Genomic DNA, 14534 nt, shown 5'->3' with positions numbered 1-14534 from the left:
GGCTGGCGGCCACAGCGGTGGCGTTACCGGTGGAATGCCCTGAGCCAGCTGAGCGGGTTTATCACCCCGGGCGGGGCGCGCTGGCGCTATGCGTATGACCCGTTCGGGCGACGCATCCGCAAGGAAAAGCTGTGGGACAGCCCTCCGGCGACAAGACCGGTGGGGTGGGAATACCAGTGGAGCGGGGACCAGCTGATAGCGGAGACGCCGGTGTACGCAGACGGCACGGCGGCCTGTGAGGAGAGTATCCACTGGCTGTATGCCCCCGGAGGACTCACCCCGCTGGCGCGACAGGAAAAGGGCAGGCTGCATTATGTGGTGAGTGACCACCTGGGGACACCGCGGGAGCTGCTGACGGAGCAGGGGAAAAGGGCGTGGGCGGGACGGCTGAGTATCTGGGGCCGGTGCCGGCAGTGGGCGGTGGCGGCGAATGATGCGGACAAGCTGAGCTGTAACCTGCGTTTTGCGGGGCAGTATGAGGATGAGGAATCGGGGTTGCACTACAACCGGTTCCGTTACTATGATACGGAGACGGGGCAGTACCTGACGCCGGACCCAATCGGGCTGGCGGGCGGCGTGAATCCGTACGGGTATGTGCATAACCCGCTGAGCTGGGTTGATCCGCTGGGGCTGGCTTGTGTTTGTCCTCTATTTGACAGCAAACAATTACAGAAGAAATTTAAACATGCTATCGATTTCGGTGTTTCCGGAAATGCAAATAAAACAGGGCTCGAAGCATTTGAAAATGCAATGCGAACACATATTAACTTATCAAGTACAAGCGTAATAAAAGGAACATATCGGTGGAAACAGGACGTTTATCATCATTATGATCCCAATACTAATCTTGATGTCATGACGGATATGGATGGAAATTTCATCTCAGGATGGAAGCTATCAGAACGACAAGTTGCTGAGTTAGAGGGGGGTGGCAATGTATTTTAATTCACTTGAGTTAAAACTCATGCATTTGATTGACATTTATACATTAGGAGTAATATCTGCTCCTACGTTTGAGTCTGAGTATCTTTCTCTTTGGAGAAAATATAGAGATAGTAGTGATAGTAAAAATACCAGTTTATATTTCCAACGATATATTGACTCGGTGTTCACAGCACTAGACATGTATTGCTCAAATCCTGACATACGAGATACGAATGATTTTGATGAAATTGAACTGTTTAATGAAGTCATAAAAATAAATAATACTTGGAAAGATTACAAACAATAAATGATTGTCAATTGAGAGGTCATCAGTCGAAAAAATAAGTTTTTACGGCTGATTAATCGTTGATGGTTATTTAAATAACTATCTCATATCACATGGAAGGAGACTGTAATATAAATGCTACTCTTCATTAGGGGGTTGGGATATTCCCAGTTCCTATTTATTGTTTTACTAAACAGATATTCCCTGAAGCGCCTATTTTGCGGTGCTATTTATATTCTGATTGGCTTGGTTAATATCCAGAAGTTGCTGATGTAGCGCTTCCTTCTCATTTCTAGGTGCATTCGCTTCTTCACTGTCTTTAATAATCACAATACAGCCATCAGATATTTTCACGATGAGATGTGTACCCGTCTCAAACTCCGCTTCTTTCAGCCATTTACCCTTTAAATGAATATTCGGGGTCCCGGCATTGCCCCGGTTCGGCACATAATCGAGAATATAACGGCGCTGCGCTTTGGAAATTCCGTGTTCTGAAATACAATCGTGCTCAGCCATAGTTAACTCCTGTTTGGTTGCCTATGGTTGGCGGAACGGACGTGTTGCAAGCACGTCAATTCCGCGTTAAATCCATCTGTTATCTCGCCAGTGCCTGTATACGCTTCTTAACCAGAAACGCATCAATCAGCTTCTTAATCACATCCTTATCTTCATCTGGCAACTGTGCAACGGCCTGAAATTGCCGGAGCAACACCCGATCTCAAACCTTGCATCGAGTTGATCCTAGGCCAGGAAGTAGTGATGCGGGCCCTCGGATGATTGTTGTAAATAAAAAACGGGCGAGATTTATTACGCGTGGACCTATTACGGAGACTCAGGTGATCCAGCATTTATGTGGATGTGATAATGTTACACAATTTTTCAGTTGATTATCATCTACATGAAAATACTCTATATATAAAAGGCTGGATGTCTTGCATGCTTTATTGTTTTCACTAATGTGAATTTTTCAATAAAAAGTGTAATCTCATTATTTAAAGAGGGAATGTCTTTAGACCAACCATTGATTAATTGTGAAAATATGGATGCCTTTGTCGCTTCGTTTTTTTAGAATAGACTTCTCAGGAAATGAGAATATATATGTCGTTACGACCAGAACGACCAGATAACCCGGGCGATGCCGGACGGGACAGCGTTCCCGGAAGAGCAGTTTGAGTACGATGCGGACCTGAATATCCGTTCGGTACTGGCGGCGGAACAACTCATCCGCCAGCAACAGCAGGCGGGGCGGGTGGTGCGTCGTGGCGACTGTGAGTACCGGTACGACGCCGCCGGACGACTGACGGAAAAGCGGTTGTGCCGGGACGGCTGGCGGCCACAGCGATGGCGTTACCGGTGGAATGCGCACAGCCAGCTGAGCGGGTTTATCACCCCGGACGGGGCACGCTGGCGCTATACGTACGACCCGTTCGGGCGACGCATCCGCAAGGAAAAGCTGTGGGACAGCCCTCCGGCGACAAGACCGGTGGGGTGGGAATACCAGTGGAGCGGGGACCAGCTGATAGCGGAGACGCCGGTGTACGCAGACGGCACGGCGGCCTGTGAGGAGAGTATCCACTGGCTGTATGCCCCCGGAGGACTCACCCCGCTGGCGCGGCAGGAAAAGGGCAGGCTGCATTATGTGGTGAGTGACCACCTGGGGACACCGCGGGAGCTGCTGACGGAGCAGGGGAAAAGGGCGTGGGCGGGACGGCTGAGTATCTGGGGCCGGTGCCGGCAGTGGGCGGTGGCGGCGAATGATGCGGACAAGCTGAGCTGTAACCTGCGTTTTGCGGGGCAGTATGAGGATGAGGAATCGGGGTTGCACTACAACCGGTTCCGTTACTATGATACGGAGACGGGGCAGTACCTGACGCCGGACCCGATAGGGCTGGCGGGTGGACTAAACCCATATGGATATGCATCAAATCCACTGAAATATATTGATCCGCTGGGGTTAAGTAATTTACCAGTAACATACTATCCACCGAACGATGGTGCACATGGCCCTGTTAGTAATACAACTTTAGAACCTGGTACGACTATTGATAGATATGGTTATTCCGGTGGTAGATATACTTCTCCTGTTGGCACTCCGTATTCAATGCGTGCTCTGCCACCGGGAACTGATTCAGGGCCTTATACTGTTTATAAGGTGATGAAACCTATTCCAAACGTAGCGGAAAGCAAGATTGCTCCTTGGTTTGGGGAAATGGGGATGGGAACGCAATATAAACTAGAGCATAGCGTTCAATCCTATTTGGATTCTGAGCATTTGAAAGAAATGATCGAAGGGGTAGATTGTTGTGGCTAAAAATGAACTACTTAATCAATTGATTAGCATGAACTTACCCAATGGTAGTTATTCTATTGATTGTGATAAAAATGAGTCACTATGTTTTATGCATGATGGTTTTTTATGGGTTGTATTTTATAGTGAAAGAGGGCAAAAAACCGAGCCTGAATATTTTTCAAATGAAGAGGGCGCATGTGATGCTTTCTTTTTAAGATTGAAAAAAATGTTGAATATAAAATAATAAAATGCTTGCATTAATAATAAAAGGCCGGAAAGTTCATCAGAACTTTTCGGCCCTTTTGTCATCTTCAATCCACTAAGCAACCAGCGCCTTCATTCCCATAGCCGCCTGTTTAAACTGGTAAAGTTCCGCCTCCAGAGTCTGCACTTCAGGGGGGCCGCAATAATCGTCAGCACGCCATCCGATATTTTCACCGGCACGCCTGTCCCGGTATCAAATCCAGCTTCTTTCAGCCAGTCGCCTTTAAACATCAGACTCGGATGACGGGAATAATGATCCTACCCGCGAATAGTGGGCACACGACTAAGTGAGTAAACTCTCAACCAGAGGTGACTCATGACAAAACCAGCATCAACCAATAAGAAGCCCCGCAAACAGCACACACCTGAATTCCGCAACGAAGCCCTGAAGCTTGCGGAACGTATCGGTGTTGCTGCCGCTGCCCGGAACTCAGTCTGTACGAATCCCAGCTCTACGCATGGCGCAGCAAGATTAACAATGCCCGCAGCTCTTCCGAACGTGAGCAGGAAATGTCCGTTGAAATTGCCCGTCTTAAACGCCAACTGGCGGAACAGGCAGAGGAGCTGGCCATTCTCCAAAAGGCCGCGACATACTTCGCCAAGCGCCTGAAATAAAGTATGTCTTTATCGAAAATCATCGGGCTGAGTTCAGCGTCAAAAACCTGTGCCGGGTACTGCAGGTTGCCCGCAGCGGCTGGTATGCCTGGTGTCTGCGTCGTCAGCAGATAACACCACGTCAGCAGTTCCGGCTCATCTGTGATGCTGCCGTCCGTCAGGCATTCACGGAGGCAAAACAGCGTTATGGTGCACCCCGTCTCGCTGACGAACTGCCTGAGTACAACGTCAAAACCATTGCTGCCAGCCTGCGACGTCAGGGACTTCGTGCAAAGGCTGCCCGGAAGTTCAGCCCGGTCAGCTACAAAGAACATGAGCTGCCGGTGTCTGAAAATCTGCTGAAACAGGATTTTTACGCGAGTGGCCCGAATCAGAAGTGGGCAGGAGACATCACGTATCTTCGCACCGACGAGGGCTGGCTGTACCTCGCGGTGGTGATTGACCTGTGGTCGCGGGCTGTCATCGGCTGGTCAATGTCGTCGCGGATGACAGTGCAGCTGGCCTGCGATGCGCTGCAGATGGCACTCTGGCGACGTAAGCGACCGGGAAATGTCATTGTCCACACCGATCGCGGCGGGCAATACTGTTCGGCGAACTATCAGGCGCTGCTGAAGCGGCATAATCTGCACGGTAGCATGAGTGCCAAAGGATGTTGTTACGATAATGCCTGCGCGGAAAGCTTCTTCCACTCGCTGAAGGTGGAATGTATCCACGGTGAACGTTTTCTCAGCCGGGAGTTAATGCGAACAGCGGTATTTAATTATATCGAGTGTGATTACAATCGGTGGCGTCGTCACAGTGCCTGTGGCGGCCTCAGCCCGGAACAGTTTGAAAACCAGAACCTCGCTTAGGGCCGTGTCCACCTTACGTGGGTAAGATCACTTTTATCTAAACCGACTTATTCAACAAAGCCCATCAGGAGGTGGGGTAGGGCAGCGATACGCTGCCCACGCTACGTGCTGTCGCTGGCGATCTATAGTCTTATCTAATTGGCGCTGATAGCCCGTTTTAGCCCATGAATGATAATCGCAAAGCACCATACCGGAGACCTGAGTAAAGAATATACAGGCAGATAAACAGCGCGGGAAAAGATCAAAAAAAGTCCCCGGCGATTATGCCGGGGACGTGTGTATAGAGACGGCCAGTTCTGGAGAAGGCTTCCTCAGGAATTAAACCCGTGAACCCCACAGATCGTACTCATCCGCATGTTCAACTTTCACGCGCAGCACGTCGCCTGGCTTCACGCGGGTTTCGCCGTTCAGGTATACAGCGCCGTCGATTTCCGGGGCATCGGCCATGCTGCGGCCAATCGCGCCTTCTTCATCCACTTCGTCGATAAGTACCATGATTTCGCGGCCCACTTTCTCCTGTAGACGCTCAGCGGAAATCTGCTGTTGCAGCTGCATAAAGCGGTTCCAGCGCTCTTCTTTCACTTCTTCCGGAACCTGACCTTCCAGTTCGTTGGCAGTCGCACCTTCTACCGGGCTGTATTTGAAACAGCCGACGCGGTCGAGGCGCGCCTCTTTCAGGAAGTCGAGCAGCATCTGGAAATCTTCCTCGGTTTCACCCGGGAAGCCGACGATGAAGGTAGAACGCAGGGTCAGCTCAGGGCACATTTCACGCCACTGTTTGATGCGCGCCAGCTGGCGGTCAACGGAACCCGGACGCTTCATCAGTTTGAGGATGCGCGGGCTGGCGTGCTGCAGGGGGATATCGAGGTACGGCAGGATTTTGCCTTCCGCCATCAGCGGAATCACGTCATCAACGTGTGGATACGGGTAAACGTAGTGCAGGCGTACCCAGACGCCAAGCTTCGCCAGCTGTTCGCACAGGCCGACCATGCTGGTTTTTACCGGCTCACCGTTATGGAAGCCCATACGGTGTTTCACATCCACGCCGTAGGCGGAGGTGTCCTGAGAAATCACCAGCAGTTCTTTCACGCCCGCATCCACCAGGCGTTTGGCTTCAGACAGCACGTCGCCAATCGGACGGCTGTCGAGGTCGCCACGCATCGATGGGATAATGCAGAAGGTGCAGCGATGGTTGCAGCCTTCGGAAATTTTTAAGTACGCGTAATGACGCGGTGTCAACTTCACGCCCTGTTCTGGCACCAGGCTCAGGAACGGGTTGTGCTGCGGTTTTGGCACGTAGTGATGCACGTGTTCCAGCACCTGCTCGTAGCTGTGTGGACCGGTGATTTCCAGCACCTTCGGATGCACTTCACGGATCTGGTCGACCTTTGCACCGAGACAGCCGGTGACAATCACCTTGCCGTTCTCTTTCAGGGCTTCGCCGATGGCTTCGAGGGATTCCTGCACCGCGCTGTCGATAAAGCCGCAGGTGTTGACGATAACCATATCGGCATTGTCGTAGCTTGGCACCACATCATAGCCTTCGGTGCGCAGTTCGGTCAGGATACGTTCAGAGTCCACCAGGTTTTTGGGACAGCCCAGAGAGACAAAGCCGATTTTCGGCTGCTGCGTTACATTGCTCATAGCTTAAAAAGTATTCAATTTGGGGAAGGTCAGGCACGGATTCTACAGAGGTCGGCGGGGAATTTGTACTGCTATCTTTAGCAAACCTTGAGTGACGGGCTGGCACGAGCGAATTCATTGTCTGAACTATACTTCTCTGAATGCAACTCAGAATTGATTTTTAATTAAATCAAATAGAAAAAGCAGCAGGCGCTTATTTGCTAAAAAATAGACTTCCAACGTTCTGTGCAATTATTCTGCTTGAGGATTTACCATGAAAAAATCTGCAATGATGCTGCTTGCCGTTTGTTCGCTGACTGCCGTATTACCGGCTCAGGCCACCCAGCAGGCAGGCCAGCGCCGCGATGCCCGCGACGTACGCCAGGACACCCGTCAGGATTCCCGTGATGCGAAACAAGAGTGCCGTCAGGGCGTGGTCGGTAATGCCGATTGTCGTCAGGATCATCGTGAAAATAAACAGAGCGGCCGCGATGCCGCACGCGATATTAAATACTGAGTTCTCCCCCCGCTTATGGGGGAGACTTTTATAAATGGATAACCTCGGGTTTACGGTCTTTCACGTTATGGTGACCTTCGCGAAGTTCATCGGCGGCCTCTCTGGCTCGGGCGCGGATTTCATCGCTGTCGGCGCTGTGGCGCAGCAGATGATCGGCATTCTGGACATCGTAGAATTCATGTCCATGACCACTCGCCAATAGCTGTCCGGAAAAAAGCGCGCACAGCAGTAGCATAATGGATAATCCTTTCTGGAACATTTTTGCACCGTCTGATTGGGGAGACGTGGCGCACTGTATCAATAGTTCCTGTAAGTAACTATTCAGTTTCCGAAACAAAACCTCAACAAGTGTTGCTTTCTTGTACCCTCTGGTTACACAGCCTTGCGTCAATCAGCAGAGGTTAAAAAAGGGTAAATTATCGGCGAAATATTGACCTGACGCATTGGTGTGTACAAAAAACAACCATACTATAACGTTGACACCGGACGATGCAGGAGGAGGATATGAACGCTGAAAGACTGTTCCACAACCTGTTGAATAAATTGGTTAATGCGCAAATTGACCTCGCGGCCTACCTGCAACTCAGGCGAGCCAAGGGCTATATGTCCGTCAGCGACACTGATCATCTGCGTGATAACCTGTTTGAACTGTGCGGCGAGCTACGCACACACGCCCCGGCGCTCGCGACGTCGTTAACACCCGCCCACAATGTGGCATTTCACGCAGCCACAGAAGCACTGGCTCATGCGGCGGTGAGTATGATGAGCGGACATCACGACTGCCCGTCATTTATCGCCGTTAACCCGGATGCGCTGCAAGGCTGTCTCGACACCTTATCTTCGGCTATCCAGGTTGTGAATACCTCTGCGCCCCGGGCGCATGCCTGACTTTCGGGGGAGGCAACTCCCCCTCATGGTTAAGTTTTTGTAAACATTCCCCCCGTCTCTGGTCCGCTGGCTACCCTTAACGCAATCGGTCAAAAAGGAGCCAGCCATGCACCGTTTTACGCTGAATTTACTGTTGGGTTCTTCTCTGCTGTTGTCGCCTGCATTATATGCGGCTGACGTTCGGGTCGATGTGTTGCAGCGCAAACTCGATCACCCGTGGTCGATGACCTTCCTACCGGACAACCAGGGCCTGCTGATTACCCTGCGTGGCGGGCAGCTGCGCCTGTGGCAGCAAGGCAAAGGGCTGTCAGACCCGATTGTCGGTGTGCCGCGCGTCTGGGCTAACGGACAGGGCGGTCTGCTGGATGTGGTGCTGGCCCCGGATTTTGCCCAGTCCCGGCGGGTGTGGCTGAGCTATGCCGAAGCGGGCGATGACGGTAAAGCGGGCACGGTGGTGGGTTATGGCCGCTTAAGCGACGATCGTTCGCGGCTGACCGGGTTCCAGGTGGTGTTCCGGCAAATGCCAAAACTCTCTACCGGCAATCATTTTGGTGGGCGACTGGTGTTCGATGGTAAAGGCTATCTGTACATCGGCTTGGGTGAAAACAACCAGCGCGCCACTGCGCAAGATCTCGACAAGCTACAGGGCAAAGTGGTCCGACTGACCGAGCAGGGTAAGGTTCCCCCGGATAACCCCTTTGTCAATCGGCCGGGCGCACGGCCGGAAATCTGGTCTTATGGCATCCGCAACCCGCAGGGCATGGCGATGAACCCATGGAGCAATACGCTGTGGCTGAACGAACACGGCCCGCGCGGCGGGGATGAAATCAACATTCCCGAGCGCGGGAAAAACTACGGCTGGCCGCTGGCGACCCACGGCGTGAACTACAGCGGATTGCCGATCCCGGAAGCAAAAGGTCAAAAAGTCGCGGGTACCGAAGCGCCGCTCTTCTTCTGGCCGCAGTCACCTGCGATCAGTGGCATGGCGTTCTATCATGCGAATACATTCCCGCAATGGCAGCATAAGTTGTTTATCGGTGCGTTGAAGACGCAGGAAATTATTGTGCTCAACGTCGATGGCAACAAGGTGACGGAAGAGGGGCGCATTCTGGCAGAGAGAAAGCAGCGCATTCGTGATGTGCGTGTCGGACCCGACGGCTATCTTTATGCGTTAACCGACGAGTCCGATGGACAATTATTGAAGATAAGCCCGGGATCCTAAAATCAGGTAACCGGGATCATCACCACGCTTTGAAACGCCGGGCGGCGCGACAGTTGCTGATACCAGCGCTGTAAATTTGGGTGCGGCTGCCAGGTTTTAACCGTTTCCAGCAGGTTATAGATGAACGGGGCCACGGCGATATCGCCCGGACCAAACTCATCCCCGGACAGCCACGGGGATTCCGCAAGGGCCGCGTCCAGAATCGCTAACAATTTCTCGCACTGAACGATACTCGCTTCAATAGCGGCGTAATCACGCTGTTCCACTGGCGTTCTGACGAGGCCCATCAGGATAACCCGATGCGCCGGAGAGAGTGAGCCGTTAGCCCAGTCCATCCATTTTTCGCCCTGCGCGCGTTTGGCTGGATTGTCCTGCCACAGGCTGTTTTGCCCGTACTGCGCGGCAAGATAACGCACGATGGTATTGGATTCCCACAGGGTAATCTCGGTGGCGTCGTCATGCAGCAGCGGTACCAGACCGTTCGGGTTTTTGGCGAGGTAGTCCGCATCGTGATTCAGGCCAAACTCCAGCCCGGCGAGGATCTGGTTGTAGGTCAGATCCAGCTCTTCCAGCGTCCAGCGTACCTTTTTAACATTTGTTGAATTATTTCTGCCCCAAAGCGTGATCATAATCCTACCTATATTCAGCGCATCAATTAATGAAGCTCTCATGGTGAGTTATATTCAACATTCATACAACCGCGATCAAAAAAATTGTCTCGTTTTCGGCACAACGCGGCGTTCTTGCGTAAACTTTAAAAACTTTACCAACGCATTGTTTCTTTAAGGTCATTTCTACGTTATTACTCACCGCCTGTTGTTGCACGGCGTCGTAGACGTAGCGTGTTTTTTGGAATGGATACTTGGGTGGCTCTTATGACGCGTACAGTTGTTTCTCCCCGCGGCCTGCTGGCAGGCTCCTTGCTTTTACTTCTCGTGGCTCCTGCGCTACAGGCGGCCGATGCTGTTCAACAACCGGAAGCTCCGCCGGTAGATGCCAAAGCGTGGATCCTGATGGATTACGCCAGCGGCAAGGTGCTGAGCGAGGGCAATGCTGACGACAAACTCGACCCGGCCAGTCTGACCAAAATCATGACCAGCTATGTTGTGGGCCAGGCAATAAAAGCCAATAAAATCAAATTGACCGATATGGTCACCATTGGCAAAGATGCCTGGGCGACCGGTAATCCGGCGCTGCGTGGTTCATCAGTGATGTTCCTCAAACCAGGCGATCAGGTATCGGTGGAAAACCTCAATAAAGGGGTGATCATCCAGTCCGGGAACGACGCCTGCATCGCGCTGGCGGATTATGTGGCGGGTAGCCAGGATTCATTCATCAGCCTGATGAACAGCTATTCGCAGAAACTGGGCCTGACCAATACCACGTTCAAAACCGTTCACGGTCTTGATGCGCCGGGGCAGTTCAGTACCGCCCGCGATATGGCCTTGCTGACCAAAGCGATGATCCATGACGTACCGGATGAGTACGCCATTCACAAAGAGAAAGAGTTTACCTTCAACAACATCAAGCAGCCTAACCGCAACCGTCTGTTGTGGAACAATAGTCTGGGTGCGGATGGGGTGAAAACGGGCACCACTGCTGGAGCGGGTTATAACCTGGTCTCTTCGGCGAAGCAGGGCGATATGCGTCTGATTGCGGTCGTGCTCGGCACCAAAACGGACCGAATCCGTTTTAATGAATCCGAAAAGCTGCTGACCTGGGGTTTCCGCTTCTATGAAACCGTCACGCCTATCAAACCGGATGCGACATTTATCGAACAGCGCGTGTGGTACGGCGACAGCAGCCAGGCCAAGCTGGGGGCAGGGGACGCAGGTTCCATCACCTTACCGCGTGGGCAGTTGAAAAACCTGAAAGCGAGCTACACCCTCAACGATCCGCAGCTGACGGCCCCGCTGACGAAAGGGCAAGTGGTCGGCACCATCGACTTCAAGCTGAACGATAAAACCATCGAACAGCGTCCGCTGATCGTGATGGAGGCGGTCAATGAAGGCGGTTTCTTCGACCGCATGGTCGATTTCGTGCTGATGAAATTCCACCAGTGGTTTGGCAGCTGGTTCTCTTAAGTTGTCGGGAAGCGTTAGTCAAATAGCAGCGTGATGCCACGCTGCTTTGCCAGCGCCGTCAGTTCATCATCCGGACGGCGGTCGCTGGCAATCACGTTAAAACTGCTCAAATCCCCCATCCTCGCCGGACGGACCTTGCCGAATTTGGTGTGGTCAACCACCAGAACATGCTGCTGTGCGCTGGCCAATGCCCAGTGTTTTACCGGCAATTCATCGAGATTAAAACAGGTTGCGCCGAGCGTGGCGTGGACGCCTGCCGCGGAATAAAACGCGATGTCCGGGCACAGATGGCTCAGGGTATCCTGCGGACTGAGTGGTTTGAAAATGGCGTTGCTGGCGTGAAATTCGCCGCCGCAAAGAATGACGCGGCACAGCGGTTTTTCCTGCAATGAGAGAAAGGTGTTCAGGGAGTAACAGATGCCGGTAAACGGCAGTTCGTCGTCAATGGCGTCGATAATCCACGGGGTGGTGGTCCCGCAGTCAAAAAATGCCATCTGGTGAGGTTTAAGCAGTTTTGCCGCGTGTTTCGCCGCCTGACGTTTTTCGTCGACCAGCCGGGTTTTCTGATCGCTAAGCAGATAATGGCTGGCGCTACGGGGTTCCAACACCACATAGCCGCCAAGCAGCACCATTGGCCCACTGTGGCTGTTGAGGTCACGACGAATGGTCATCTCGGAAACGCCCAGCAGCGCCGCCGCTTCTTTCAGATGGAGCTTATCGCTACGTTTCAGAGCCTGAATAAGCTGACTGATTCGTTCCTCGCGCCGTGTTTCCATAAAACCCCTGTAAGCTGAACATGCCCCCCGCGTCAGGCAGGGGGTCAGGCGACAATTTTACCTGCGCAGCAGGCCTTAGTCACGTATCCAGCCTTTACGAATCGGCAGCGAGAAGCAGAAACGGTACGCGGCCTGCAAACGGCGATAGAGCGCCTCGCCGAAAATGAGCCACAGAACCTGAGCCCCCAGACATCCGCTGAGCCCGGCCAGGAAACCGCCAACCATATCCAGCGGCCAGTGTACGCCGAGGTATACGCGTGACCAGGCAATGACACCGCCGATGATCATCATCACTACGCCAGACCACAGGCGATGCCAGAACAGGAACGCCAGCGCGAAGGTGAAAATCACCGTGCCGTGGTCGCTTGGGAACGAATCATCTGCAGAGTGATGCAGGAAGTTATAGCCCACACCGTCAACAAAGGGTCTGTCATGTGGGAAAACATGCCCGACTGTCCAGGAAAGTAACAGGCTGATGCCAATCGCCATCGCCAGCTTGATCACCAGTTGGCGCTGGGCGCAGACTTGCCCGCGCGGACCCCACAGCCACAGCACCACCGCCAACAGCGGTACAATGCTGATCAGATCCTTAGCGAGAAAGATAGCCAACGAAATCATCCACTGCGGCGACGCAGGCGTGGCGTTGATCCAGTAAAACAGCGAGTAATTTAAACTTTCCAGCATACGTTGCGGACTCTTACAGTTAGATGACGGTACTCACCTTAAAAACCGTAGCCGGACCGGTAAAGGGGCATTGTCTTAATTGTCCGGTGGTTACGATTTCTGTTCAGGTAACGTTTACCTTTTAATGCTTTCTGAGCCGCAGTATAGGACCAGCAACTTAAGCGAACCTTAAACAGGTGAAATTGTGCTGTAACAGAGTGTTTCGCGTACATTTCGCTACCGCCAGGGGGAACCTTTTATTACACTTCACGCGATTTATTCATCTTAAAGAGATTGCATGCACAACCCTTCACTTTCTGGCAAACGCCTCGGTCGTCAGGCGTTACTTTTCCCGCTCTGTCTGGTGCTTTACGAATTCTCTACGTATATCGGCAACGACATGATCCAACCGGGCATGTTGGCGGTAGTAGACCAGTTCAACGCCGGGACCGAATGGGTGCCCACATCGATGACCGCCTATCTGGCTGGCGGCATGTTTTTACAGTGGCTGCTCGGACCGCTGTCGGATCGTATTGGCCGTCGTCCGGTGATGCTCACCGGCGTAGTGTGGTTCATCATCACCTGCCTCGCGACGCTGCTGGCCCAGAACATTGAACAATTTACCTTCCTGCGTTTCCTGCAAGGAATAAGCCTGTGCTTTATCGGCGCGGTCGGGTATGCCGCGATTCAGGAGTCGTTTGAGGAGGCGGTGTGTATAAAGATTACCGCGCTGATGGCGAACGTGGCGCTGATTGCGCCGCTGCTCGGCCCGCTGGTGGGTGCGGCCTGGGTACATGTCGCGCCGTGGGAAACGATGTTTGTCCTGTTCGCCGCGCTGGCGCTGATCGCCTTCTTTGGCTTGCAACGTGCGATGCCGGAAACGGCGACGCGTCTGGGCGAAAAGCTGTCGTGGAAGGAGTTGGGGCGTGATTACGGCCTGGTGCTGAAAAACCTGCGCTTTGTCGCCGGAGCCCTGGCGACCGGGTTCGTCAGCCTGCCGTTACTGGCGTGGATTGCGCAATCGCCGGTGATTATCATCAGCGGGGAACAGGCCAGCACCTACGAATACGGCATGTTGCAGGTGCCGATTTTTGGCGCACTGATTATGGGGAACCTGGTGCTCGCCAGGCTGACGTCGCGCCGGGCTATCCGTTGGCTGATCATTGCCGGTGGCTGGCCGATTATGGCCGGGTTGATTCTGGCGGCTGCCGCAACGGTGGTCTCAACCCATGCGTATCTGTGGATGACCGCCGGTCTGAGCCTCTATGCCTTCGGTATTGGCGTGGCCAACGCCGGGCTGGTGCGCCTGACGCTGTTTGCCAGCGACATGAGCAAAGGCACGGTATCGGCGGCGATGGGGATGTTGCAGATGTTCATCTTCACCGTCGGCATCGAAGTGAGCAAACATGCTTACCAGTTCGGCGGCAACGGTCTGTTCAGCCTGTTCAACCTGGCGAACGGTATTATCTGGCTGGCGTTGATTGTTTACTTCCTTAAAGATAAAACGGTCGGCAGCTCGCAGAGCTAAATT

Annotated in this window: 15 protein-coding genes and 3 pseudogenes; 11 read left to right on the top strand and 7 right to left on the bottom strand. The window is 53.0% G+C overall.

Annotation, left to right across the window (positions count from 1 at the left end; translation table 11 throughout):
* Positions 1-945: RHS repeat domain-containing protein (locus SIK69_RS22880; protein WP_319787213.1), on the top strand; the 945-nt coding region annotated here is incomplete at its 5' end.
* Complete coding sequence (psi4, locus tag SIK69_RS22960; RefSeq protein WP_374941383.1) at positions 935-1231, top strand: Psi4 family immunity protein; 297 nt, start codon at positions 935-937, stop codon at positions 1229-1231. The genes SIK69_RS22880 and psi4, both read left to right, overlap by 11 nt.
* 192 nt (positions 1232-1423) lie before the next feature.
* On the opposite strand, the gene SIK69_RS22875 is transcribed toward psi4, so the two are convergent.
* Positions 1424-1726, bottom strand: coding sequence for a SymE family type I addiction module toxin (locus tag SIK69_RS22875; protein ID WP_319787212.1), 303 nt, complete (start codon positions 1724-1726; stop codon positions 1424-1426).
* Between the two features lie 586 nt (positions 1727-2312).
* On the opposite strand from SIK69_RS22875, the pseudogene SIK69_RS22870 reads away from it, so the two are divergent.
* From SIK69_RS22870 to SIK69_RS22860, 3 genes and pseudogenes are all read left to right on the top strand, one after another.
* Positions 2313-3182 (top strand): annotated as a pseudogene (locus tag SIK69_RS22870) (RHS repeat domain-containing protein); the annotation flags it as partial.
* The gene (locus SIK69_RS22865; protein ID WP_319787238.1) at positions 3159-3521 is read left to right on the top strand and encodes a TNT domain-containing protein; all 363 of its coding nucleotides are present in this window, start codon (positions 3159-3161) and stop codon (positions 3519-3521) included. The pseudogene SIK69_RS22870 and the gene SIK69_RS22865, both read left to right, overlap by 24 nt.
* Positions 3514-3744 carry a hypothetical protein gene (locus SIK69_RS22860; protein ID WP_319787211.1) on the top strand — a complete coding sequence of 77 codons (231 nt, stop codon included), beginning with the start codon at positions 3514-3516 and terminating at the stop codon, positions 3742-3744. The genes SIK69_RS22865 and SIK69_RS22860 overlap by 8 nt, the downstream gene beginning before the upstream one ends.
* Before the next feature lie 92 nt (positions 3745-3836).
* Here the strand turns inward: SIK69_RS22860 and SIK69_RS22855 are convergent.
* Positions 3837-4019, bottom strand: a pseudogene (locus SIK69_RS22855) (SymE family type I addiction module toxin); the annotation flags it as partial.
* Positions 4020-4080: 61 nt separating this feature from the next.
* Here SIK69_RS22855 and SIK69_RS22850 point away from each other — a divergent pair.
* Positions 4081-5230, top strand: a pseudogene (locus tag SIK69_RS22850) (IS3 family transposase).
* A gap of 318 nt (positions 5231-5548) precedes the next feature.
* Here the strand turns inward: SIK69_RS22850 and rimO are convergent.
* Entirely contained in the window at positions 5549-6874 is a 1326-nt protein-coding gene (gene rimO, locus SIK69_RS22845) for a 30S ribosomal protein S12 methylthiotransferase RimO (protein WP_319629723.1), read from the bottom strand.
* A gap of 253 nt (positions 6875-7127) precedes the next feature.
* On the opposite strand from rimO, the gene SIK69_RS22840 reads away from it, so the two are divergent.
* A complete protein-coding gene (locus tag SIK69_RS22840) occupies positions 7128-7370 on the top strand; it encodes a hypothetical protein (RefSeq protein WP_319629724.1) in 243 nt (80 codons plus the stop codon).
* A gap of 28 nt (positions 7371-7398) precedes the next feature.
* Here the strand turns inward: SIK69_RS22840 and SIK69_RS22835 are convergent, their stop codons facing one another.
* Positions 7399-7629, bottom strand: coding sequence for a DUF2554 family protein (locus SIK69_RS22835; protein WP_319629725.1), 231 nt, complete (start codon positions 7627-7629; stop codon positions 7399-7401).
* Positions 7630-7874: 245 nt separating this feature from the next.
* On the opposite strand from SIK69_RS22835, the gene SIK69_RS22830 reads away from it, so the two are divergent.
* Both SIK69_RS22830 and SIK69_RS22825 read left to right on the top strand, forming a co-directional pair.
* A complete protein-coding gene (locus SIK69_RS22830; protein WP_319787210.1) occupies positions 7875-8258 on the top strand; it encodes a biofilm formation regulator BssR in 384 nt (127 codons plus the stop codon).
* A 106-nt stretch (positions 8259-8364) separates the two neighbouring features.
* On the top strand, positions 8365-9480 hold the full coding sequence (locus SIK69_RS22825) for a PQQ-dependent sugar dehydrogenase (RefSeq protein WP_319787209.1): 1116 nt from the start codon (positions 8365-8367) through the stop codon (positions 9478-9480).
* A 2-nt stretch (positions 9481-9482) separates the two neighbouring features.
* On the opposite strand, the gene SIK69_RS22820 is transcribed toward SIK69_RS22825, so the two are convergent.
* Positions 9483-10109, bottom strand: coding sequence for a glutathione S-transferase family protein (locus tag SIK69_RS22820; RefSeq protein ID WP_319629728.1), 627 nt, complete (start codon positions 10107-10109; stop codon positions 9483-9485).
* Positions 10110-10355: 246 nt separating this feature from the next.
* Between SIK69_RS22820 and dacC the strand changes: the two genes are divergently transcribed.
* A complete protein-coding gene (gene dacC / locus SIK69_RS22815) occupies positions 10356-11564 on the top strand; it encodes a serine-type D-Ala-D-Ala carboxypeptidase (RefSeq protein ID WP_319629729.1) in 1209 nt (402 codons plus the stop codon).
* Between the two features lie 14 nt (positions 11565-11578).
* Here the strand turns inward: dacC and deoR are convergent, their stop codons facing one another.
* Both deoR and ybjG read right to left on the bottom strand, forming a co-directional pair.
* Positions 11579-12340 (bottom strand): DNA-binding transcriptional repressor DeoR, encoded by a 762-nt coding sequence (gene deoR, locus SIK69_RS22810; RefSeq protein WP_319787207.1) that lies wholly within the window; start codon positions 12338-12340, stop codon positions 11579-11581.
* 75 nt (positions 12341-12415) lie between these two features.
* Positions 12416-13024 carry an undecaprenyl-diphosphate phosphatase gene (gene ybjG / locus SIK69_RS22805; protein ID WP_319629731.1) on the bottom strand — a complete coding sequence of 203 codons (609 nt, stop codon included), beginning with the start codon at positions 13022-13024 and terminating at the stop codon, positions 12416-12418.
* A 277-nt stretch (positions 13025-13301) separates the two neighbouring features.
* Between ybjG and SIK69_RS22800 the strand changes: the two genes are divergently transcribed.
* Positions 13302-14531 carry an MFS transporter gene (locus SIK69_RS22800; RefSeq protein ID WP_319787206.1) on the top strand — a complete coding sequence of 410 codons (1230 nt, stop codon included), beginning with the start codon at positions 13302-13304 and terminating at the stop codon, positions 14529-14531.
* Positions 14532-14534 lie beyond the last annotated feature (3 nt).

The sequence above is a fragment of the Scandinavium lactucae genome (assembly GCF_033843265.1).
Lineage (GTDB): Bacteria > Pseudomonadota > Gammaproteobacteria > Enterobacterales > Enterobacteriaceae > Scandinavium > Scandinavium lactucae.
The sequence above is the reverse complement of the archived record's forward strand: the minus strand, read 5'-3'. Positions and strand labels throughout refer to the sequence as shown.

What these genes read in the sequence shown, in the direction of transcription:
- SIK69_RS22830 (WP_319787210.1), top strand. Translation starts at nt 7,875, where the DNA reads ATGAACGCTGAAAGACTGTTCCACAACCTGTTGAATAAATTGGTTAAT.
- SIK69_RS22820 (WP_319629728.1), bottom strand. Translation starts at nt 10,109, where the DNA reads ATGATCACGCTTTGGGGCAGAAATAATTCAACAAATGTTAAAAAGGTA.
- SIK69_RS22825 (WP_319787209.1), top strand. Translation starts at nt 8,365, where the DNA reads ATGCACCGTTTTACGCTGAATTTACTGTTGGGTTCTTCTCTGCTGTTG.
- SIK69_RS22875 (WP_319787212.1), bottom strand. Translation starts at nt 1,726, where the DNA reads ATGGCTGAGCACGATTGTATTTCAGAACACGGAATTTCCAAAGCGCAG.
- dacC (WP_319629729.1), top strand. Translation starts at nt 10,356, where the DNA reads ATGACGCGTACAGTTGTTTCTCCCCGCGGCCTGCTGGCAGGCTCCTTG.
- psi4 (WP_374941383.1), top strand. Translation starts at nt 935, where the DNA reads ATGTATTTTAATTCACTTGAGTTAAAACTCATGCATTTGATTGACATT.
- ybjG (WP_319629731.1), bottom strand. Translation starts at nt 13,024, where the DNA reads ATGCTGGAAAGTTTAAATTACTCGCTGTTTTACTGGATCAACGCCACG.
- SIK69_RS22835 (WP_319629725.1), bottom strand. Translation starts at nt 7,629, where the DNA reads ATGTTCCAGAAAGGATTATCCATTATGCTACTGCTGTGCGCGCTTTTT.
- SIK69_RS22800 (WP_319787206.1), top strand. Translation starts at nt 13,302, where the DNA reads ATGCACAACCCTTCACTTTCTGGCAAACGCCTCGGTCGTCAGGCGTTA.
- rimO (WP_319629723.1), bottom strand. Translation starts at nt 6,874, where the DNA reads ATGAGCAATGTAACGCAGCAGCCGAAAATCGGCTTTGTCTCTCTGGGC.
- SIK69_RS22840 (WP_319629724.1), top strand. Translation starts at nt 7,128, where the DNA reads ATGAAAAAATCTGCAATGATGCTGCTTGCCGTTTGTTCGCTGACTGCC.
- deoR (WP_319787207.1), bottom strand. Translation starts at nt 12,340, where the DNA reads ATGGAAACACGGCGCGAGGAACGAATCAGTCAGCTTATTCAGGCTCTG.